Annotated in this window: 18 protein-coding genes and 1 tRNA gene; 11 read left to right on the top strand and 8 right to left on the bottom strand. The window is 41.0% G+C overall.

Annotated features, from left to right (window positions below):
- The first annotated feature begins 7 nt into the window (after nucleotides 1-7).
- From hemW to D7Z94_RS13890, 9 genes are all read left to right on the top strand, one after another.
- Entirely contained in the window at nucleotides 8-1,141 is a 1,134-nt protein-coding gene (hemW, locus tag D7Z94_RS13850) for a radical SAM family heme chaperone HemW (protein ID WP_120712206.1), read from the top strand.
- Between the two features lie 27 nt (nucleotides 1,142-1,168).
- Nucleotides 1,169-1,921 (top strand): cyclase family protein, encoded by a 753-nt coding sequence (locus D7Z94_RS13855; protein WP_120712207.1) that lies wholly within the window; start codon nucleotides 1,169-1,171, stop codon nucleotides 1,919-1,921.
- A 31-nt stretch (nucleotides 1,922-1,952) separates the two neighbouring features.
- On the top strand, nucleotides 1,953-2,585 hold the full coding sequence (locus D7Z94_RS13860) for a DUF4230 domain-containing protein (protein ID WP_120712208.1): 633 nt from the start codon (nucleotides 1,953-1,955) through the stop codon (nucleotides 2,583-2,585).
- Between the two features lie 10 nt (nucleotides 2,586-2,595).
- Nucleotides 2,596-2,991 carry a Dabb family protein gene (locus tag D7Z94_RS13865; protein WP_120713132.1) on the top strand — a complete coding sequence of 132 codons (396 nt, stop codon included), beginning with the start codon at nucleotides 2,596-2,598 and terminating at the stop codon, nucleotides 2,989-2,991.
- Between the two features lie 90 nt (nucleotides 2,992-3,081).
- Nucleotides 3,082-3,444 carry an MmcQ/YjbR family DNA-binding protein gene (locus D7Z94_RS13870; RefSeq protein ID WP_120712209.1) on the top strand — a complete coding sequence of 121 codons (363 nt, stop codon included), beginning with the start codon at nucleotides 3,082-3,084 and terminating at the stop codon, nucleotides 3,442-3,444.
- 1 nt (nucleotide 3,445) lies between these two features.
- On the top strand, nucleotides 3,446-3,922 hold the full coding sequence (locus D7Z94_RS13875; RefSeq protein WP_158594638.1) for a DinB family protein: 477 nt from the start codon (nucleotides 3,446-3,448) through the stop codon (nucleotides 3,920-3,922).
- A 43-nt stretch (nucleotides 3,923-3,965) separates the two neighbouring features.
- Nucleotides 3,966-5,738, top strand: a complete 1,773-nt coding sequence (locus D7Z94_RS13880) for a MutS-related protein (RefSeq protein WP_120712211.1) — start codon at nucleotides 3,966-3,968, stop codon at nucleotides 5,736-5,738.
- Nucleotides 5,739-5,795: 57 nt separating this feature from the next.
- Nucleotides 5,796-6,797, top strand: coding sequence for a metal-dependent hydrolase (locus D7Z94_RS13885; protein WP_120712212.1), 1,002 nt, complete (start codon nucleotides 5,796-5,798; stop codon nucleotides 6,795-6,797).
- A 51-nt stretch (nucleotides 6,798-6,848) separates the two neighbouring features.
- Nucleotides 6,849-8,672, top strand: coding sequence for a DUF5060 domain-containing protein (locus tag D7Z94_RS13890; protein ID WP_120712213.1), 1,824 nt, complete (start codon nucleotides 6,849-6,851; stop codon nucleotides 8,670-8,672).
- A 6-nt stretch (nucleotides 8,673-8,678) separates the two neighbouring features.
- Here D7Z94_RS13890 and D7Z94_RS13895 read toward each other — a convergent pair whose 3' ends face one another.
- A complete protein-coding gene (locus D7Z94_RS13895) occupies nucleotides 8,679-9,779 on the bottom strand; it encodes a DUF4407 domain-containing protein (RefSeq protein WP_120712214.1) in 1,101 nt (366 codons plus the stop codon).
- 336 nt (nucleotides 9,780-10,115) lie between these two features.
- Between D7Z94_RS13895 and fdhA the strand changes: the two genes are divergently transcribed.
- Nucleotides 10,116-11,303: a formaldehyde dehydrogenase, glutathione-independent gene (gene fdhA, locus D7Z94_RS13900; protein ID WP_120712215.1), complete on the top strand. Its 1,188-nt coding sequence runs from the start codon at nucleotides 10,116-10,118 to the stop codon at nucleotides 11,301-11,303.
- A 185-nt stretch (nucleotides 11,304-11,488) separates the two neighbouring features.
- On the opposite strand, the gene D7Z94_RS13905 is transcribed toward fdhA, so the two are convergent.
- From D7Z94_RS13905 to D7Z94_RS13925, 5 genes are all read right to left on the bottom strand, one after another.
- Nucleotides 11,489-13,201, bottom strand: a complete 1,713-nt coding sequence (locus tag D7Z94_RS13905) for a tetratricopeptide repeat protein (protein ID WP_158594639.1) — start codon at nucleotides 13,199-13,201, stop codon at nucleotides 11,489-11,491.
- A 7-nt stretch (nucleotides 13,202-13,208) separates the two neighbouring features.
- Nucleotides 13,209-14,312: a serine hydrolase domain-containing protein gene (locus tag D7Z94_RS13910; RefSeq protein WP_120712217.1), complete on the bottom strand. Its 1,104-nt coding sequence runs from the start codon at nucleotides 14,310-14,312 to the stop codon at nucleotides 13,209-13,211.
- Between the two features lie 26 nt (nucleotides 14,313-14,338).
- On the bottom strand, nucleotides 14,339-16,510 hold the full coding sequence (locus D7Z94_RS13915) for a M56 family metallopeptidase (RefSeq protein WP_120712218.1): 2,172 nt from the start codon (nucleotides 16,508-16,510) through the stop codon (nucleotides 14,339-14,341).
- A 1-nt stretch (nucleotide 16,511) separates the two neighbouring features.
- The gene (locus D7Z94_RS13920; RefSeq protein ID WP_120712219.1) at nucleotides 16,512-16,877 is read right to left on the bottom strand and encodes a BlaI/MecI/CopY family transcriptional regulator; all 366 of its coding nucleotides are present in this window, start codon (nucleotides 16,875-16,877) and stop codon (nucleotides 16,512-16,514) included.
- 184 nt (nucleotides 16,878-17,061) lie between these two features.
- Nucleotides 17,062-18,450: a dipeptidase gene (locus D7Z94_RS13925; RefSeq protein ID WP_120712220.1), complete on the bottom strand. Its 1,389-nt coding sequence runs from the start codon at nucleotides 18,448-18,450 to the stop codon at nucleotides 17,062-17,064.
- Between the two features lie 133 nt (nucleotides 18,451-18,583).
- Here D7Z94_RS13925 and D7Z94_RS13930 point away from each other — a divergent pair.
- Nucleotides 18,584-18,668, top strand: a tRNA-Leu gene (locus D7Z94_RS13930).
- A 379-nt stretch (nucleotides 18,669-19,047) separates the two neighbouring features.
- Here D7Z94_RS13930 and D7Z94_RS13935 read toward each other — a convergent pair.
- Nucleotides 19,048-20,394, bottom strand: a complete 1,347-nt coding sequence (locus tag D7Z94_RS13935; RefSeq protein ID WP_120712221.1) for a S41 family peptidase — start codon at nucleotides 20,392-20,394, stop codon at nucleotides 19,048-19,050.
- Between the two features lie 555 nt (nucleotides 20,395-20,949).
- Nucleotides 20,950-22,206 carry a hypothetical protein gene (locus D7Z94_RS13940; RefSeq protein WP_147415901.1) on the bottom strand — a complete coding sequence of 419 codons (1,257 nt, stop codon included), beginning with the start codon at nucleotides 22,204-22,206 and terminating at the stop codon, nucleotides 20,950-20,952.
- Nucleotides 22,207-22,263: the final 57 nt, after the last annotated feature.

Consider the following 22,263-nt stretch of genomic DNA (forward strand, 5'->3'; position numbering starts at 1 on the left):
CTACAAGATGTCCGCCATCTACATCCATATTCCTTTTTGCAAACAGGCCTGTCACTACTGTGATTTTCATTTTTCCACTTCCATGGGTAAAAAGGAGGCTATGGTCCAATCCCTTATGAAGGAGATGTTGTTGCGCAAAAATGAATTGCAGGAAGAACACGTCGAAACCATTTATTTTGGAGGAGGAACACCTTCGGTTTTAGATATTGGGGAAATTAACCAACTTGCTGATGCTGTATACACTAATTATCGAGTAATACAGAATCCGGAAATTACCTTGGAAGCCAACCCGGATGATTTGTTCAGAAATCGAATCGTTGAGCTGGCAAAAAGCCGGATCAATAGGTTGAGTATTGGTGTCCAATCTTTTTTTGATGAAGATTTGAAATTGATGAACCGGGCCCATAATGCGTTGGAGGCCGAAGAATCGATAAAGGACGCATCCCAATATTTTAAGAATATTTCTATCGATTTGATTTATGGAATTCCCGGAATGACCAATGCCCGTTGGAAACAAAATATTGAAAAAGCACTATCATTCAATATCCCCCATATTTCAAGTTATGCCCTCACGGTTGAGCCTAAAACGGCCTTGGCCCATTTTATTGAAAAGGGAGTGGTTCAAAATGTGGATGATGAGGTTGCACAGGTACATTTTCATATTTTGTCGGATACTCTGGCGGACGCCGGCTATACCTGTTATGAGATTTCCAATTTTGGCAGACCGGGTTATTTCTCAAAGAATAATACGGCCTATTGGCAGCAGAAAACGTATTTGGGTATAGGACCGTCAGCACATTCCTATGATGGGCAGCGCCGGGGCTGGAACATTAGGAGCAATCCCAAGTATTTAAGGGCCATCGCCAAAGGTGAACTGCCCATGGAGGTGGAGGTACTGTCCAAGACCGATAGATACAATGAGTATGTCATGACCGGTCTACGGACCATTTGGGGAGTTTCCCTTGAAAAGATAAGGGGTCACTATGGGGACGTGTACAGCCAGTATATCACACAACAAGCGGAAAAACATATTCATAACCACTTGTTGTACTGGGATGGCGACACCTTATTGGCCACAAGAAAAGGTAAGTTTTTGGTGGACGGAATCGCCAGTGATCTATTTATGGTTAACTTGTCCTAAATCGGGTTTAGAAAAAGTTTGGCAGACATGCTCGCAAAAGTAGAATACAATAACAAAGTTTATAAAATTGACCTGTCCAAACCCTTGGACATTTCGATTCCCTTGCGGGGAGAGGCAAGCAATGTGAATGCTTGGTATTTGGATCATCCTAAAATAGAACCGCATCAAGAAGGAGGTTCTGTTGCTAAAGTATCGGAAGGAGCCGCTATTAATTTTAATGATATCTGGTTCAATCCACATGCCCATGGAACACATACCGAGTGTGTGGGTCATATCACAGAAGAATTCCATTCCGTTAATACCCATTTGAACCGCTATTTTTTTGCCGCCGAGTTATTGACCATTGCTCCCGAAAAACAAGGAAACGATTTTGTCATTTCAAAAAAACAATTGGAGTACGTTTTGGGTCAGGGCCGAAGGGATGCAATAGTAATCCGAACCCTGCCGAATACCAAGGCAAAGCTCTCCCGGCAATATTCCCACACCAATCCTCCCTACATATTGGAAGAGGCAGCAAAATTCCTTTTCGAGATAGGAGTGCAGCATCTTCTCATAGACCTTCCATCCGTGGACAAGGAAAAGGATAATGGGGAGTTATTGGCGCATAAGGCCTTTTGGAATTTCAATGGAGCACTTAGAAAGTCTGCCACGATCACCGAGCTCATCTTTGTACCTAATCATATTCAGGATGGTAAGTATTTTTTAAACCTTCAGGTGGCGCCTTTTGTCAATGATGCCAGCCCTAGCCGGCCCGTTTTATTTGAGGTGGAAGAGGTATAACCGTAATCGATAACTTCCTTATATTTACTCCATGGACAATATTCTCGAAATATTTCTAGGTCTGGTTTTAGGCGCGATTATGATGTATTGGATTTTCTCTTTTTTCCGCAAAAAGAAGAGCAAGGAGTTGACCCATCATCAGTCCACGGTATTGTTGGAAAAAATAAAAAGTGTTTGCAAGTTGATTTCCGTGGAAGGCGATTTCGCCGAGATTTACAAATACGAGAATACTAAGGAACGGTTTATGAGCCTGGTGAGCAGCAAAAAGAAAGCACTGATCGTTATCAACGCCAAGGCCCAGATAGGCTATGACCTCCAAAAAGTGCTGATGCACTCTGACACGGCCAAGAAAAAAATAATCCTCACCAACTTTCCCCAACCGGAAGTGTTGTCCATAGAACCGGAATTGGAGTTTTATGATATTAAGAACGGACTTTTCAATTCCTTTACTCCAGATGATCTTACCAGTTTAAATCAAGAGGCAAAAAAGCACATTAAGGAGAAGATTCCGGAAAGTGGTCTTATGGAAACTGCAAAACGGGAAGCTTTGGAGGCCGTTCTGCTTATCGAAAAAATTGTGGAGACCATTGGGTGGACCTTGGATTATTCCGCTTTGGAAATCTCCGATGAACAGAAAAAATTGTTTGATGACATCAGAAAATAAAACACAACAAATGAAAAAACTATATTATCCTTTACTAATTTTAACCTTTGCCGTAAGTAGTTATGGCCAAACCAAAACAAACATGAAAGAATTTGATCCTCATTTTGCACACACGGTGTATTTCTGGTTGAAGAACCCGGATAATCCAGATGACCGCAAAGCCTTTGAAACCTCGCTCCAAAAGTTCTTGGACAATTCGGCATATGCAAAGACCAATTTTATAGGTACCCCGCCCCAGGCCAGTAGGGATGTTGTGGATGGATCTTTTACCTATTCCCTGATCGTAACGTTCGAATCTGCCGAGGCACAGCAAAACTATCAGGACGAAGCTCCACATAAATTGTTTATAGAAGAATCTAGCGATTTATGGGAAAAAGTAATTGTTTATGATTCCAAAGGAATTTAAGAAATGCTTAGGGAAGACCTGACTCTTGGATAAAAGGACTCGGGCATCGATTATTTAGGATTCGTAACCAATTGACAAGCACATCTTGATATGAACATTGAGGAATTCAGAAACTATTGTATGGCTAAAAAAGGGGTAACCGAAGAACTTCCCTTTGGTCCGGATGCCCTCGTTTTTAAGGTAATGGGTAAAATGTTCGCGTTAAGTGCCCTGGAGCGTATTCCGCCACAGGTAAACCTGAAATGTGACCCGGAACGGGCCATTACCTTGAGGGAAGCGTATGATGGGACCATTATCCCGGGCTACCATATGAGCAAGGTACACTGGAACACCTTGTATTTGGAACACCTTCCGCCGAACTTGATTATGGAATTGGTAGACCACTCCTATGAATTGGTGGTCTCCAAATTCACAAAGAAATTGAAGTCTGAGCTTGATAATTTAAATGAATAGTATGTCTGCCAATAAGCTTAATACAATAATCTACGATTTAGAGGAATGCTTTGATGGCAGGCCTTGGTATGGGGATTCCTTGATGGGAAAATTGGATTCCCTGGATTGGCAATATGTTAATGAAAGGCACTATGGGAAAAAGTCCATTGCAGTGCTAGTTCAGCATATACTCAATTGGAGGGTGTTCGTACTAAAAAAATTGGAAGGCGACCTTGACTATGACTTGATAATAGATGGCCCTAACGATTGGACGGAGGTAAACATCACAACCAAAGAGGAATGGGAAGGATTGAAGTTCGAACTTAAGCAAACGCAGGAGGACATTCTTGGTATTTTGTCCAATAGCTCCGATGATTTGTTGGAGAAAAAAGTACCCGGGAAAAAATATACGTTCGGAAATGTTTTGCCCAGTATTGCCCAACACGATATCTATCACTTAGGACAGATAGCCATGCTATATACCATGGGAAAAAGCTAGTATGGAATACATATCTTTGGGTCTTATCATTTTTGGATAATCTATGCAAGATGCTTTCGTGTTCTATACCGAACAAATCAAAAAACATAAGACTGCGTTGTCCCTTATAAAACGGCGGCTTTTTGTTTCAAGCATGATTCGTTTGGCAGTGTTTGCAAGTTCGGCCATTGGGATTTATTTTTTATTCGGAAATACCCCAATGGTATGGGGCATAGTTCTCATCACGTTTATCCTTTTTTTGTTCTTGGTTTCGCGGCATACGGACCTGCAATATCAGCGAGACAAGTTACGGGCATTGTTACAATTGAACGAAACCGAGATTGAAGTTCTGAACCGCAATTTCCATCAATTACCAGAAGGAAATGAATTCAAGGATTCCGGGCATTTCTTTAGCCAGGACATCGATTTGTTCGGGAGGGGTTCTTTCTATCAATACTGCAATCGAACCGCACTTCAACAGGGAAGTGAAACCTTGGCAAAAATCTTGACTGGGAATACCATCGAAAGCATTCCGCAAAAGCAGGAGGCCCTAAAGGAATTGTCCCAAATACCGGAATGGCGGCAGAATTTTTCGGCCATCGCCACTTTGGTAAGGACGGAAACTAAATATACCACTATTATCAAATGGATACAGAATTATCGACCATTTATGCCCGCGATAATGAAGATTCTGCCTACTATCTTTAGTGTTCTGTCCCTAATGGTCTGGACGCTGTATTTTTTAGATACGGTTTCAGAATGGTTTTTGGTCGGATGGTTTTTTCTAGGATTGGGTATTACCGGAAGATTTTTAGGTAACATAAACAAGCTTTCGGCGGACACCTCCAAAATACAGAGCACTTTTCAACAGTATCAAAAATTAATAACGGAGTTGGAGCAAATGGAGTTTACCTCAGATCTTTTATCGGAGAAAAGAAGTTTGATCATTGAGAAAACGGATAAGGCATCCAGGATTCTAAAAAAGTTTTCTAGACTGTTAAACGCCTTAGACCAACGGAATAACATCATAATCGGGTTGTTCGCCAATGCGTTTATGTTGCGGGACCTGCAATTGGTTTATGCCATAGAAGATTGGTTTAAATCGTATGGTTCCAAGGTAGAAGGTTGGTTCCAGACCATTGCTTTTTTTGATGCCTATAATAGTCTGGGCAATTTCGTTTTTAACCATCCTTCCTATTGCTTTCCATCCCTATCCGAGGAAGAAATTATTTTGGAATCCGAAAAGGCCGGCCATCCATTGCTGGATCCCGATAAAAGTGTTCTGAACAATTTTAAAGTTGGTAAGGAACAGTTTTTTATCATCACAGGGGCCAATATGGCGGGTAAAAGTACTTTCTTAAGGACTGTATCGCTCCATATCGTGATGGCCAATATAGGGCTTCCCGTCTGTGCCTCTAAAGTGCGTTACTCTCCTATTAAACTCATAACAAGCATGCGGACTACGGACTCCTTGACGGATGAAGAGTCGTATTTCTTTTCGGAATTGAAACGTTTAAAATTTATTGTTGACGAGATTCAGAGAGACCGGTATTTCATTGTGTTGGACGAAATCCTAAAGGGTACCAATAGTTCGGACAAGGCCAAAGGCTCCAGAAAATTTGTGGAAAAGCTGGTTCGTTCCCGATCTACTGGGATTATTGCAACCCATGACCTGAGCCTATGTGATGCAGCAAATGAACTCGATCAAATTCGCAATTATTATTTTGATGCTGAAATTATCGATAATGAACTCCATTTTGACTACAAACTCAAAGCTGGTATTTGCCAGAACATGAACGCCTCTTTCTTATTAAAAAAAATGGAGATTGTGGAATAATGAATGGATTTAAAGTTCAATTCTAACGTTGCAAATTCAATATCTTGTTCCTGAATTATGGATTCACTAACACAAATTGTTCTCGGAGCCTCGGTCGGTGAGGCGGTTCTGGGTAAAAAAGTGGGCAATAAGGCGCTGCTCTACGGGGCCATTGCGGGTACGATACCGGATTTGGATGTGCTTGCGCGCAATTTTACCGATACCGTTACCGCAATTGAATGGCACCGCGGATTTAGCCATTCCATTTTCTTTTCGTTGTTATTTGCCCCAATTTTTGGTTGGCTTATTTCGAGAATAGAAAGAAAATCCGACACTACCTGGCAGGATTGGTCCAAGCTTATGTTTTGGGGGCTGTTTACCCATCCCGTATTGGATGCCTTTACCACTTGGGGTACCCAGCTGTTTTGGCCTTTTGATGTACGGCTCGCCTTTCAGAACATTTTTGTGATCGATCCATTATATACCCTTCCCTTTCTAGTTTTTTTGATACTCGTTCTATTTCAAAAAAGGACTTCGCCCAAAAGATTAAAATATAACAACTTGGGTTTGCTGGTTAGCAGTAGCTATTTGGTTTTAACCCTTGTTCTAAAAGGAATAGCCTACGTCAAATTTAACAATAGCTTACAAGAACAGGGGATAGACTACATCGCCATGGATACCAGGCCAACTCCGTTTAATTCCATTCTATGGACGGCCAACATAGAGACCGCCGACACCTATTTGATAGGCAGTTATTCATTTTTTGATTCCAGACCCATACAGTTTTCTTCCTACCCCAAAAATCATCAGCTTTTGGGCAGTTTGGCTACCGATAAAAAGATAGAACGCCTAAAACATATTGTAGAGGGTTGGTATACGATAACAAAAAAGAACGATCAATTGTTTTTTAATGATCTACGTTTTGGATTGATTAGCTTGGATTCCGAGGAAGAACGCTTTGCATTTAGCTACCAAATAATTCCAAAGGGGGACGAGATTGTTATAGAGGAAACCCCAAAGCTTAGAAGTGATGCCAAGCATCTTCTTGCTGCACTTTGGCAAAGGATATGGGGCAACTAATATTTCAATTTTCAGTATCTTCATGCCCATTCCAAAAAACAACCCGGCACTATGAAGAACTTTTTTTTGCTCGTATCGATTCTGCTATTCCTTTCCTGTGGTGAAAAGGAAAATGAGAAGTCCATAACGGAATACCGGCAGTGGCATATGGTTACCTTGTCCTTTGAAGGTCCTGAAACCTCTGAGGAAGCTGGTGAAAATCCTTTTTTGAACTACCGATTGTGGGTAACATTTAAAAATGGTGAAAACGAATATATCATACCGGGATTTTATGCCGCGGACGGTGATGCCGCAGAGACCGGTGCAGATTCCGGAAACATTTGGCAAGTTCGGTTTACGCCAGATCAGCAGGGAAAATGGAGTTATGCGGCTACGATGCATAAAGGTGAAAATATAGCTTTAAGTGAAGACCCCGATGATGGAACCCCAGTAGAAATAACAAATGCTTCGGGCGATTTTAAGGTAATTCCTTCGGATAAACAAGGGGATGATTTTCGCGGACATGGCCGTCTTATAGCATCAAACGGCTATTTTCAATTTAAGGATTCCGGCAAGTATTGGATTAAGGGAGGAGCGGACAGTCCTGAAAACTTACTGGCCTATGAGGGTTTTGACGGCACCTACCGTATGCAGACTTCTAACGATGACGGAGAGGCAAAAACGAATGATACCCTCCACAACTACGGACCACATCTAAGGGACTGGAAAGAAGGCGACCCTACTTGGCAAGATGGTAAGGGCAAGGGCCTTATCGGTGCTTTAAACTATTTGTCTTCCAAGGGAATGAACGTCGTGTATTTCTTGACCAATAACATTAAAGGCGATGGAAAGGACGTTTGGCCTTATGTTTCTCCGGATGATTTTACCCGCTTTGATGTAAGCAAATTGGAACAATGGGAAATTGTTTTTCAGCATATGCAATCCAAAGGGATTTTGCTGCATATGGTACTTCAGGAAACCGAAAACGAGACCATGCTGGATGGAGGTGATACCGGTCCTTTACGACAGTTATACTTAAGGGAACTTTTGGCCCGGTTTGGACATCATCTTGGGATGAATTTCAATCTTGGGGAAGAAAACGGGCCTGCTGATTTCACACCTATAGCCCAGAATGACGAACAACGCAAGGAAATGACCCGTTTTATCACGAAGATAGACCCTTATAACCATCCCATTCTCTTGCATACCCATTCGCATGAACCGGCCCGTACGAACGTTCTGGACTCCATAGTGGGCTTTACGGATCTTGATGGACTTTCGCTACAGGTAGATAAACGTGAAGGGGCGTCCGGTGTCGTGGAAACTTGGAAGAGCAAATCACGCGAAGCTGGTCATGAGTGGATGATTACCATGGATGAAATCGGGATGTGGCATACCGGTGCCCGATCGGATTCTTTAGATGGAAACCATGATACGTTGCGACGTTACGTGCTTTGGGGTACCTTACTTTCTGGAGCGGCCGGGGTAGAATGGTATTTTGGGGCGAACAACCGCTATCATGATTTGAACACCGAGGATTGGCGTACTCGAGATCGTTTATGGGAAATCACGGACTATGCCCTTAATTTCTTTAGGGCACATTTACCCTATTGGGAAATGAGCCCGGAACATGGGTTGATCAACTCAAAGGAAGCGTATTGCTTCAGAAAAACTGGAGAAATATATGTGGTTTACCTGCCCGATTCCAAGCAATATACTATCGATTTAACTGAGGCAGGAGGTGATTATTCCCTGCATTGGTATGACCCTTTAAAGGGTGGCGAACTTCAGCAAGGTTCCATCAAGACTGTTCAGGGTGGATCAGTCCAAGAATTAGGCTTTCCTCCTGAAGCGGACAAGCAAGATTGGGTGGCCCTATTACAGATCGTAAAGTAATACGGGCTACAGGCTCTTTACCTGTAGGTCATGGAAGGTATCTGCTTGAAGTTTTAGAAGTTCTTCGGCTTTCTGTTTCTTATAAGCGTAGACCGCTTCTTCCTCTTCTATTTCACTATAGATTTTTTCGTTTAACGCGGTATCCGTAGCTAAGATTTTCTCCCGTTGTTCTACTTTTTGCGTTACCCAGGTTTTAACGGCACTTTCCTCATCTTCCAATTTTAGGTCATATTCGCCTTTTGGAGCCAATAGCTTGGCAATGATAGGGGAGGTCTCGATCGCCAAAAATAAAAGGAAAATGAAGAATGAAGGGAACCAAGGTAACTTGCCCAAGGCATTGATACGTGCCATAAGCCCGTCGAAACCATCGATAATAGGCTGGGAATTTTTTACTACCTCTGCGTATTCCAGATTTAACGCTGCAATTTGTCCCTCAATAGTTTTAATTTTTTCGCTGTTCTCTTGCTTTAATTGTTGAAGCTCGGCCAAAGCGGCATCATGCTTTTCACGTTTTTCCTTGTATACGGGGCCTTTGCCCAAAAGCATGGTTCCCGCTCTTCCTTCGGCCTCTGAAATGTAGGTGTCATATAGCGCATTAGTTTCGGCCTCCTTAGTATTGATTTCGGTTTTTAACCCTTCAATATCTCCATTTAATTTTTCGATGGTAGGGGTGTATTGCTGCGCTAATTGCTGTTTGTTGGCCAAGGTCATTTCGTTCTTCTCTTCTAATAATACTTGGTTGATTTCCTTTTCAAAAATCTTCATTTCCAAGGGTTTTGAGATAACCACGGCAATAATGACGGCTAGAATAATTCGGGGAGTAGCTTGTAAGAGCTCGCTTCCAAAGCTGTTTCGCTTTTTGATCGTGGAAACGATAAACCGGTCTAGATTAAAAATCAGGAGCCCCCAGATAACCCCAAAGAAGATGGCAATATATACATTGTCAAAAACGGTATAAAGTGCATAACTACTTGCAATAAAGGCCATAACGGCGGTAAAGAAAACGGTGGCCCCGATACCGGCATATTTATTCTGCTCGCCTTCGGAGCAAGTTTTAAGAATGGAGGCATCCGCCCCGGAACAGAGGATAAAAAAACGTTGTAGCATAGTGTTCTGATTTGATTGATGATTCCAATTGAAAGTTAGAACGCGATTTTGGGTAAAATGTTACAGAAATGCCGTAGAAATGAGGATGCTAAGTCATAATTTATGATTTTGTTCACTTTAATTAAAGTTGTAAAGGTATATCAGGTTTTGGTTTTGTGACAGTTCATGTAAACCAAACGTATCGAAGTATTACCTGCCGTAAGGGCATAAAATGTGAATTAAATAACAAAAGTTTTAAATTTTTATAATATGTTTAAATTTTTTCCCAAATAACTCAAAATTTAGTATATTATAACCAATAGTGTTGACGTTTTTTAATCTTGAAAAAAGTAAATCATGGCAAGTAACAGAGGTGTCGCTTATATTAAACCCGGTGTGGTAGAAATACAGCATATTGATTTTCCAGAATTGGCAATTGGAAACAGAAAATGCGATCATGGGGTAATCCTTAAAATTGTTTCGACCAATATTTGTGGAAGCGATCAACATATGGTCAGGGGCCGGACTACCGCTCCGGAGGGGCTTATACTTGGCCATGAAATTACGGGGGAGGTCATAGAAGTGGGACGTGACGTTGAATTTATAAATGTAGGGGATATTGTCTCCGTACCCTTCAATATTGCCTGTGGGAGATGTAGAAATTGCAAGGAAGGTAAAACAGGTATTTGTCTCAATGTAAATCCGGCCCGGCCGGGAGCCGCCTATGGTTATGTAGATATGGGAGGTTGGGTAGGTGGCCAGGCCGAATATGTAATGGTGCCCTATGCGGATTTTAACCTATTAAAATTTCCGGATAAGGACCAGGCCATGGAAAAAATTCGAGACCTGACCTTATTGTCGGATATCTTCCCAACCGGATACCACGGAGCAGTAACTGCTGGAGTGGGCCCTGGTTCTACTGTGTATATTGCGGGGGCAGGTCCCGTAGGTTTGGCAAGCGCCGTTTCGGCCCATTTACTTGGGGCTGCGGTTGTAATAGTAGGAGATATGATTCCGGAGCGTTTGGAACAGGCCAGAAGTTTTGGTTGTGAGACTGTAGATTTGAGAAAGGATGCTACTTTAGAGGAACAAATTGCTGAGATTTTAGGTATCAACGAAGTGGATTCTGCTGTTGATTGTGTGGGATTTGAAGCGAAGGGACATGGTAATTGTTCGCATATAGAACAGCCTGCCACTGTTTTGAACTCAGTAATGAGCATTACCAGGGCCGGTGGGGCCATTGGCATACCTGGACTTTATGTGACCGGAGACCCTGGCGGGGTAGACGAAAATGCCAAAATAGGAAACCTTGGTATTCGGATAGGTTTGGGATGGGCGAAATCCCACTCGTTTCATACCGGTCAATGTCCTGTAATGAAATACCACAGGCAGTTGATGCAAGCTATTCTATATGAAAAGGTCCATATAGCAAAAGCGGTGAATGTACAAACTATTAGCCTAGACCAGGCACCGAACGGATATGATGATTTTGACAAGGGCGCCGCTAAAAAGTACGTAATCGACCCACATGGCATGATCGTTTAAAATCATACTTGCTAATTTCACATCGTTTTGGATAAACTATCTGTTTGAGTTTCGATTTATTTTAGGACAATAAATAATTCTGGTTGTTGAGATACCATTCCATAAGCTTTTTAAGGGAAAGGTTGGAAGATGTCCCGTGAATATATTGGTTCCTCACATAACAGTAATGGCGTAGAGAAACTTTTTTACTTCTTATCTCGGGATTTTGATAAAAAATCCTTGGCCAGACCCTTAAATCGTTCATCCGGATTTAATTCTAGGCATTTTTTAAAATTGATTCGGGCCTTTTCAAAATCGTCCATTCTAAAATATCCAATGCCCAGATTGAAATAGGCTTGATAATTCGTTGGATGCAGTTGGGTGTTCAGAATGAAGTATTTAAGGGATTCCTCACCCTTTCCCCCCATAGATAATAACTGGGCCGTATGGTTCAGCTGGTAATAATCAAAGTCGCACTTTTCATTGGTCCGGTATACTTCCAAAAAGAATTCCAACATTTGGTCAAAAGTAATATGTTTCAAAACCTTGTTATGAAAGGCCCCTCTGTAGTTGGACTTATACCAGGCCATTAGTTCCCTAGAGGTCTGTGACAAATTATTTTGCGCAGCCAGATAGATTAGTTTTTGTAGGTCGGCTTCGGGATAAATCATATGTTGTTCCTTGGATACCGTTGAGTCCAAAAACGAAACCAGATTTTTAACCTTGCCTTTTATATATCGGTCAAAAAGTGCCTCTACTTTGGGTAATCCTTTTTTAGTTTTTATTTGCGTAAAGGAGGGGTCTATTTGATTTGAATCAAAGTATTTCCGGGTCATGTCCCGGTAATCAAGCTTATCCCGGAATACTCCATTTAGAAAGGCCAAGACATACTTGGCCACAAGGTTATAACCCTTTACTTTGACGGCAACATTTTCTTTGGTATCATTTGACCCAAAAAGCTTTATGAACTGGGAAGCTAGGTCCGTGTGCTCCAATTGAGGTAGGTTGACCATATAGGCATCGCTGTAAACCAATTTATCGTAGAAAGGAAGCTCGTTCATATAACCCAAGGAATTGATGAACAAGGTGGGTTTCGAAAAACGCCTATAGTCCTCATAGGGCGAATCCTCAAAGAAATCATAGGCCTCGTGTATACTCGGATCGATACCGATCCAGGCATCTACCGATGAGTTTCGGGCCATCATCAGTACGTTGGACAATCCCCCCAAGCTAAATCCGGCTATGGCTACCCGATCCGTATCGGCGTTAGGTAGCGTATCCAAAATGCTGAATAGAAATTCCATATCACGGGCTTGGGTCTCCACACCAATTCTGGAAATGGGCATGTCTCGTTTTTCCGGGCCCACGCTTGGGCTAGAGATAACGACATAGCCATGACTTGCCAAGAATTCGCTCAGTAACGCATTTTCATAGGCGGAAGAGGACCAACTTGGACCGTAGATCAGAACGGGAAACTTTTGTGTTGTATTGGGAGCGGCATTTTCTATGGCCCGCATATTAACCTTTAATTCCTTTTCCAGGATTTTTGTGTCGACTTGCTCGGTTTCAAGGAAGTTCTCCAACAGACTATCCCTGGAGGTTTTTGATAAGTCTATTTTTCCCGTTTCATGGGCCATTAGAAAGAAATACTCATCGTATTTCATCGGGCTTTTGTCAACAGCTTCTGCGGGATACCAAACACATACCTGAATAGGTCTGAAAATAGTTTTGTCCGAACCCATGCCAGGGCTGTTTCTATCAAGAGAAAAACTTCGGGATTTGTCTAGGATGTTAAATGTTTGAAATCCTACTCCGTAGTTGCCATAGGGTTCCGAAATGGAAAGTGACGACTCTTGGGCCATTGCCGTACAGTAACAAAGGATACCGTAAAAGAGTAAACGGGAAATTACGCTTATCATGACTGTACTATTGTAAAATGATTGCTGAAATTTTTTCGGCGATGATATCGTCCTTACCGCCCCTGTACTTATTGGATAGGACAATGATAGCAACATCTTCTTGTATAAATCGCCAAAAGTCTGCGAAGAATATACCGTTACCCCCATTATGCCAAATTGCGGTCTTATTCGGGCCAAAAGGCATACTTACCCAACCATAGGTATAGAAGGATTCTCCGCTTGCATCTTCAGGTGTATGGGGGTAGAAGTACTTTTCCTTGGCTTTTTCGTCCAATATGGTATTGCTTAATAGTGCTGTATGCCATTTGAATAGATCTTCGGTATTGGATAGGATTCCGCCATTTCCTTTAAGGTTCAGAAAAGGTCCATCTTCGTCCCAATGCTCTTCATTGGGTTTTTTATGCTCCTTCTTTTTTGAATATCCTTTTGCAATGGAATTGGAATCCCAGGAAGGGAGCATATAGCCGGTATTTTGCATTCCGGCCGGATTAAAAAGTGCTTCGTTGAGGTAGGCTTCATAACCCATGCCGCTTACCTTCTCGATTATGATACTCAACAAGCTATAACCCACATTGGAATAGCGGAATTTTTGGTCTACGGGTGATTTCAATTCCAATGTAAAGACCCGATTTAGGAAATCCTTCTCACTGATTTCTTCATAATCGTTACCGACACTTGCTACCAGACCGGAGGTATGTGTTAAAAGCTGATGGATAGTAACCTCATTTTTATCCCTGGGTATTCCGACAAAGTATTTTGAAATTGGGTCATCTACGGACAGTTTTCCTTGCATCTCCAACTTTAAGATAGCGGCTGCGGTAAATTGTTTTGTGACGGAACCGATATCGAAAATGGTGCTTTTTTGATTTTTTAGCCCTTCGGATTTATTGCGCATGCCATAGGCAAGGTGCGCGATGATTCCCCCTTTTTGGGCTACTAGAATGGTTCCAGAAAACCCCTTCTGCTCTAATGATTGTAGATACTTTTCCAAATTCTTATTCGAATGGAATAGGTTTGGTTGAGGCGTATGGTCCTCAATGTTGGGATTGCTTGCCCAGAGAAATAGGAACGTAGTTATCCAGGACAATGTTTTCGTTATTGTCAAAATCATAATGGGATGATATGGAAATTAATGTATTATTGGTAAGGGCCGGTGGATATTTCTATGATAGGCCTCTTTCCTTTTGCGCCTTTGGAATTAATGTTAACATCATTGCTATTTTTTAATAGCTCAATGGCTTGGTCAGCGGATATCTTTTTTCCTTCGTGGTAAAAGATGGCGTTCTTTTTCTTCATTTTTTGGACAAATTCCAAGGGCGATTCTGGTTCTGGTGGGGGTGGTGGAGCCGGAACGCCTCGTTCCATTTTTCTAGCCTGCTTTTCCATCTTAAGGACCTGTTCTTGCAGTTCCAGAGATTCCTTTTCCATCAATTTGTCTTGTTTTTCCAATGCGACGGCCTGTTCCTTCATCAGCACTTCCTGTCTTTCCATTTCAATTTCCATCTCCTCCATTTCGGATTTTTGCTGTCTTACTTCTACCTCTTTTTCGACCATCAAGGCAGCCAACTTTTCCACTTCTTGTTGTATTTCCACCACTTCATGGACAGGCGGTACAGGTGGTTTCGGCGGCTCTGGAAAATCGGGAAAAGGCTCCGATGTACTTTTTTGTTCTTCGGTCATGATACTATGGAGGTATTCGAGAAGTTCCACGTCAGACTTTTTGATGAAGATGTCTTCCTCAGTTTCGATCATGGCGTTGTATTTTTTGGCCAAGGCATTGTATTGCGCAACTTGTTCTGGGGTAGCGCCTTCTTGTGATTCCTGAAGGGGATCGGCATATCTTGGAAGAGGTTCAACTCCGTTTTTCTGGTCTTTGGACATACGGTGGTAGATATGTTCCATGCGCAGTATATCCTCGCTTTTTACATTTCGTTCGTCCATGGACACATCATTGTATTTTTTCGCCAAGGCATTGTATTCTGCCATGAGCTTTCGGGAAGCACCTTCTTGAATGTTCTTTTTCGCTATATTTTTGCTATTTTCAATGGCTAGGGGCTTATTTCCCTTTGATAAGTCAACTACTTGCTCTCGGCTCACTATTCTATAAAAACCATAGTCCAAAAGGGAATCATAAAAGAACCAAACCTCCTCTCTTGTTATTTCCTCTGAGGATTTTAGATGAATATTCATTATTTTCCTTCTAATCTCTGGTGTAACATCGTTATGCAGCGTATTGACTATTTCTACTAAATTATGTTTGTTGGCTTTAGTTCCTTCAACGAGGTAACTACCATCTTTAAGAATAATAATTTCAATACTTCTTGCCGTGTGTTCAAAATTTAAAGAGGTTGTTCCACTTGTTGGTCGAATAACTTCTTTGTTAGTGCTAAAAGCAAACAAAAGCAGTGCAAAAATGGGCAATACTAAAACATTGCGTAGTAAAACTGCTTTTTTTGATGTTCTTTTTTTCATGACCGTAAATCGTTTTTTGACTTGCCTATACGGGCTCATAAATTCAAATTTCTTACCGAGCACGTTTAGACGGATTGATGAATATGTAATGGCATTGGCTATTGCGATTGATTGATGTTTTTTTCGATCGCTCTGCGATAGATAAGACAATAGTGTGTTCTGATACTTGCTTGGTGATGTGATTTTTTTTAAGACCGCACTATCGGCCAAAAATTCGTGATTGAGTTTAATACTTTTTTTAAAGAAGAACATCATGGGATTGAACCATAGGATGACCTGCATGAATTCTATAAAAATCACATCAATACTATGGTGTTGTTTGGAATGTACTTCTTCATGTAAGATTACCTCTTTGGGTATTTCATTGGCATCAAATTTTGCCATATTCAAGAAAATATACCTGAAAAAGGTGTGTGGTGGCAATTGTTCTTGCAATAATACTTTTATGCTGGATTTTCCTTTGCGTTTGGGATTACGGTTTATTCGAATCAATATTTGAGAAAGATGCTTAAAAAATCGAAATCCAAACCCCATGACCCCTAACATGTATACGGTCCACCCCAGTAGCGGCCAATTGATGACATCAATATCCCCAGAACGTTCAGGTGACCAACTTGCAATTGTCGTATCCTCAAAAGGTTCGGTGGTTGTGTAGGTTGTGACCGCAGGTTCAACATATTCTACAAAAACGATACTGGGTATGACCAAAGAAACTAGTATGCTGGTCAAAAGAAAAAACCGTTTGAAAACATGCATGCTCTCCTTTTCCAATAGAAGTTTGTAGAACAAAAACAAAATAGCCATGGAAGCCGTCGATTTCAATAGGTACGCAAGCATCTTATTTTCTTTTTATTTCCTGGTCTATCAATTTCTTTAAATCCTCCAATTCTTCTTTGCTAAGTCCCGTCTCCTGTGTAAAAAATGAAGCAAATTGGCCCGGACTGTCGTCAAAAAAGTTTTTGATCAATCCGTTCACATGTCTGGAGAAATAATCTTTTTTCTTTACCGTGGGATAGTATTCCCGTGAACGCCCAAAAGCAGTATAGGCCACAAACCCTTTGTCTGTCATACGTTTTAAAAGTGTGGCTACAGTTGTTGTTGCGGGTTTAGGTTCAGGGTACGCATCCAACAAATCCTTCATAAAAGCTTTTTTGAGCTTCCAGAGCATATTCATAAGTTCTTCCTCGGCTTTTGTCAATTTCATTGTTCTACAGAATTAGAATGATTTCTACAAAAATAGAATAAATTATTTAATTCTACAAATGTAGAGATAAAATTAAAGTTTTGAGCGAACTTCCGTTCTTCCCAGCAGTAATCCATAGTTTGGGTTTAGTACAATGTAAAGGACTTCACCACCCAAAAACACCTCTGATTTTGAAGAAAACCCGTTACGAATTCATTTCGGTAAAATAATGGTAAAAATAAGGTATGGTTTCAATGCCTTTCAGGTAATTCCAAACCCCAAAATGTTCATTTGGTGAATGAATGGCATCACTGTCCAGGCCAAATCCCATAAGGACTGTTTTACTTTTTAGCTCCTTTTCAAACAAGGCAACGATTGGGATACTGCCCCCGCCCCTCTGTGGAACGGGAGATTTTCCAAATGAGGTCTCATAGGCTTTTGCCGCGGCCTTGTATCCTGTATGATCTATGGGCATTACATAGGCCTGACCCCCATGATGCGGTGTAACTTTTACGCGTACACCTTTAGGGGCGATGCTTTCAAAATGTTTACTGAAAAGCTCAGTGATTTCCTTCCAATCCTGATCGGGCACCAATCGCATCGAAATTTTAGCATAGCCCTTACTGGCGATAACGGTTTTGGCACCTTCACCTATATAGCCACCCCATATACCGTTTACATCCAGTGTAGGCCTTATGGAATTCCGTTCATTGGTAGTAAACCCTTTCTCACCATATACGGCTTCAATATCCAGCGCTTTTTTGTATTCCTCCAAATCGAAGGGAGCCTTGGCCATTTCAGTCCGTTCCCCTTGTGAGAGTTGCTCTACCTTATCATAAAATCCGGGAATGGTAATATGGTTGTTTTCATCATGGAGCGAAGCAATCATTTTAGTAAGAATGTTGATAGGGTTGGCAACGGCACCCCCATAAAGTCCGGAATGTAAATCGCGATTGGGCCCCGTTATTTCTACTTCAACATAGCTTAACCCCCTAAGTCCCGTGGTGATGGAAGGTACGTTAGGGGCGATCATTCCGGTATCCGATATCAAAATAATGTCATTGGCCAGTTTTTCCCTGTTCTTGGCTACGAAGGTTGTAAGACTGTTACTCCCCACTTCTTCCTCCCCCTCGATCATAAATTTTACATTGCAGGGCAATTGATCGGTTTTTACCATAAACTCCAATGCCTTTACGTGCATATACATTTGTCCCTTGTCGTCACTGGATCCCCGAGCAAAAATTGCACCTTTGGGATGTAGCGCGGTTTCTTTTATCACAGGTTCAAAGGGAGGAGAATTCCATAGGTTTAAAGGATCCGGTGGCTGAACGTCGTAGTGGCCATATACTAAAATGGTGGGGAGGGAGGCATCCACCATTTTTTCACCGTAGACAATAGGGTAGCCTTCTGTCTCGCAGATTTCCACTTGATCGCAACCCGCTTCTTCCAGGGCTACTTTTATCGCCTCGGACATGTCTATGACATCTTGGGAGAAGGCCGAATCCGCACTTACGGACGGAATCTTTAAAAGTTGGATAAGCTCGTTTAGAAGACGTTCTTTGTTTTGTTCAATATAGTTGGTAATATTATCCATTGGCCGGAACTTGAGTTTAAACCGAAGTTACAAAAAAGAAGTTTTTGCCTATCGAAATATTTAGGGAATAGGATTTTTACTTTATATTTGCAATCCTTTTGCGAAATATAACCGTGAAAGTACATATTGAATAGCGGGCGTGGTGGAATTGGTAGACACGCTAGACTTAGGATCTAGTGCCGCGAGGTGTGAGAGTTCGAGTCTCTCCGCCCGCACCACAAGAAAGCTTCTCAATTTTTGAGGAGCTTTTTTTGTTCGGGTACAACATTTTGTTTTTTTTTACTGGGCAATTTAAAATCTTATTGTTTGATATGTTTTGACGTTGTATTCTATTAAACAAACTTTGATAGGTAATCAAGTTTCCCTTAAAAGGTTCCCTTTAAGACACTACAAAAAAAATACTGGCAACGGTTCGGCTAAGCGTAGTGCGGGGGCAAGGAAACTTTCTGTTTCCGTCCGCTCACGAAGCTAAAGCTTATTGTTTAGTTTTATTTTTCTTGTCTAAAGCTAAATCCATAAGATTTAGCGACTTTATAAATAAACACAGGCCTTTCGATTTAGCCCTAAAGGCCGCATTACGTTTAGGCTTTGTTGTCATTAGTTTTTTTCCGCATTTATTAGGTCAAACGTATATTCCATAACTGTGTCTTGACCTCTTAAAAAGTCCTGAATACTTTGAACGACATTGTGGTCTGGTACAATTCCTTTGTCTTTAGGTAGATTTTCAGCAGTTGTGGTGAAAGTACTTCTCGCTATTCTTGTTGTAATTCCCGTATTCTTTAATTCTAAGGAGAAGCTGTAATCATTGCAAGTGTAAGTCCCACCTGATTCCTCGCCAATCAATGTTGCTATATTATTTGATTTGACTAAAGATAAAAAGTGTCCTGTGGTTGAACCGCAACCGGCATTTTGCAAAATATAAATGTTCCCTTCGAATTGATTTTCAAAAGGATTCATTGGGTTAAATTGTTCTTCGTCAGCGTACTCATTTCTTAGAAAATAAGTAAAGGTTTCAGATGATAGGTATCTAAGAAGATGAGCTCCATTAAATGATTGACCACCTCCATTTCCTCGCAAATCAATAATCAAGTTTTTTATTCCTTTTTCTTTTAGCTCCTTAAATGATTTTTCAAGTAATTGTCGGTATTTTAATAAATCTTCTCCGTCGTAATAAAAGGTTCTCATAGTGAGTATGCTTGTGCTTTTATCATCAATAGTCCTAAAACATAGTACATCTTCACAATATTCTTTTGAGTAATCTTCTTTGCCTTCATATGTGAACTCATATTCTTTTAATTTATTTAGAATAATGGGTTCTTTTATTCCTGCTATTTTTACCTCATAGTTTTCAGGAAAATTGAGGGAATACGAAATGTAATATGGAGAAAAGAAATTGAAATATTTCTTTTTGGATTCTCGACCATCTCCTCCGTCGGCGGATATATGTTTATAAATATCGTCCTTGATACTTTTAGCACTTACTCCATTAATATTCAATATTTCAGAACCTTCTAGTTTTTTCTCTTTATTGATTAGTGAATTTGAAATATACATTTTACCCTCAATCATGCGGATTTCTAGAGGAAATATTTTATCCACGGGCAAAATTTCACTTTCTTGAATGAAGGCACCTAGGTTTGTATGACTACAACCAATGTTGGCAACTATTTCGCTTGTATGCCAAATAAATTCTCCAAATGTGGTTTTATCTGTAATTGCATTCTTCTTTTCTTCAACCACTTTAAAAAAATTCTCTTTTGATATAAATTCGAAAGGTTGTGGATGAGTGCTTATCAGTTTTTCGGATAATTCTTCAATATCATCTAAGTATTGTTTTTGAGCATATATTTTTGAAAACTTACCCTGTTCTTTTTCTAAGTCCTTTTGTTGAGAATTACAACTTAAAACGGTAGCTAAAAGAAATAGAAAGAGGATTTTTTTCATTCGGAAAATGTTTCTTCAAAATTAATGACAACGTAGGAACATAGATCATATGATCTATATATCTTTTATGTGTGGAACTAAGTTAAGATAAATTGAAGCGTTATTTGGGTGCCCTCGCGAATCGTTTGTTTGAACTTTAGTAACGATAAGATTTCTGAATTCTGAATTGTCGAAAATAAAGAAGGTGAAAGTAGGGAAGGCTACACCCCTAAACTAAAAAGAGCCTTGCTTTAACCACAAGACCCTTTTACGAGAACACTATATGAAAATGAAAAATTTACTTTCTGAATTATTACATGGTAAATGTAGGTGGGTTGCCACAGCAATCTTAATAATTGTTGTGAACCAGACTAGAGTTGTGGTGAACTGAGGAAAGTTATTAATTGAAAAGGCACAAAGGTTTTATTAAGAAATTTTTTTAACTCTTTATTTATACTTTATTATTTGATGCAATTTAGAGATAAACAAGTAGGCACCATAAAATGTTCTTTTTACGGCACTTGATTGGAACAATTTCCAAGAGGAAGGCTGTTCGTATTTTTTGATTTCCCACTTCTATCTCTGGAAATTATCCTCGAAAACCGATTGCCCGTCCCCGTCCATTAACCTGACCAGGTCGATGGACCCTGTCCCATCAAAAGTATATACGAGACCGACGATCTTTCCCAGATCCTCTTTGAATACTTCATTATAGGTAAGTTCTCCGTTGAGATGGATGGAGGCATTTTTGCCCCTTACCCTTACCTCAAGATCCTGCCAATCCCTGACATCACGCCCTAATAGCGAGAGATCGTTGTCATTGCCGCCCTTTGAGATTTCCCCAAGCTTGTAACCGGTGTATTTTTCACAGCCCTTGTCCTGCAGTGCCACACTAAAAATGTTTTCTTCGGTAACAATGATAACCGCCATCCAAGGGCAAAGCACATCGCGTACTCCATCCACTTTTATACGCGAGTAAAGGCTAAAATTGTCGGAGTGCACATCAAATACCCGGCTATTGGATATTCTGGAATGAAACTTTTTTGTACGGTCGATATTCCGTTTTGTCAAAAGGTGGCTGTCAAGGTGCAATCGGCCATTGGCAATAAAAGATTCATCACTAAAATCAATGGGCGTGCTAGCTTTGCTGGAGTAAATATGTGGCTCCCAATCGTCGCTTAGAACATGAACGGGCCGCTCCGCAATTACCGAATCATTGGCCATCAGCCTGGCCCTGTGATACCCGGACTCATAATAGATGCTTGCAAGTGCACTGCCCTTGGGGTCTATGGATGTTTTGGTATCGGGGTTCCACGATTGTTGGATGTAAAATGAATCGGCGACTACATTGGACACATCATAGGTAAATATTACCGTGTTCGGTATGCCCTTGGTAACGGTCTTGGTGGCTTCAAATTTCACCGGGCCGGTAATCTCGGGAGGCCGGTATTTGCCCTGTTGTTGTTCGAACCTAAATGAAGAACCAAAGACCAAGACCAAGATGATGGTCAGCAAGATAGCGGGTACGGTCCATTTTAGTATGGGGCCGATAAGCATTCGTTGTTTGGAATTGGCTCTTTTAAAGTCTTGCCAATCTAGATAGTCCAGAAGTACCGCCAAGGCGTTGAGCGTTGCCAGTTGGGGCTTTTGCTTGTACTTATTCTTCCAAAGCCGCTTTAAAGTGGAAAGGCTGATGCTTACGCCCGTCTTTTCCAGTATATGTTCCGAAAGGACTTCTAGGTCCTTTTGCGTTGGCCCTTGCCCGTTACCAAAGGAAAATCTTTGTTCTATCAGTTTCTTGCAAAGATCAATATGCTGCTGTTCGGTTTTCATCATATACAAATTTAAAAAGAATGCACCCATTAAATCACTTTGACCTGGTTTTGACCG

It is taken from the genome of Ulvibacterium marinum (assembly GCF_003626755.1).
Classification (GTDB): Bacteria; Bacteroidota; Bacteroidia; order Flavobacteriales; family Flavobacteriaceae; genus Ulvibacterium; species Ulvibacterium marinum.